Annotated in this window: 1 protein-coding gene; it reads right to left on the bottom strand. The window is 47.1% G+C overall.

The features are described from left to right. Window positions 1-276 (bottom strand): mucin-binding protein (locus ACLUXO_RS10390; protein WP_412137466.1); only part of this gene is annotated, 276 nt, incomplete at both ends.

Genomic DNA, 276 nt, shown 5'->3' on the forward strand with positions numbered 1-276 from the left:
AATCTGCTTGACCTGGCACTACAGTTTCCTTAGATACCACACTCTTGTCAACATGGTCAAAGCCAAGAGTCTTTGGATCAGTTGACTTAACTTCGCCAAGATCAGCGCTGAGCGGCTTCCAAGCGCGGTTAGGATCGTCAGTATCCGCCTTACCGTCTTTGTTAGTATCGTAACCGAGAATCTTGCCAGTTACCTTGTCAACGATTGCAGTTCGCTCAAACGTTACAGTTTGTACGTATGAACTCTTGCCATCCGGAGAACCATTGACTGGGTTGT

It is taken from the genome of Lactobacillus delbrueckii subsp. bulgaricus (assembly GCF_046938665.1).
Taxonomy (GTDB): Bacteria; Bacillota; Bacilli; order Lactobacillales; family Lactobacillaceae; genus Lactobacillus; species Lactobacillus delbrueckii_C.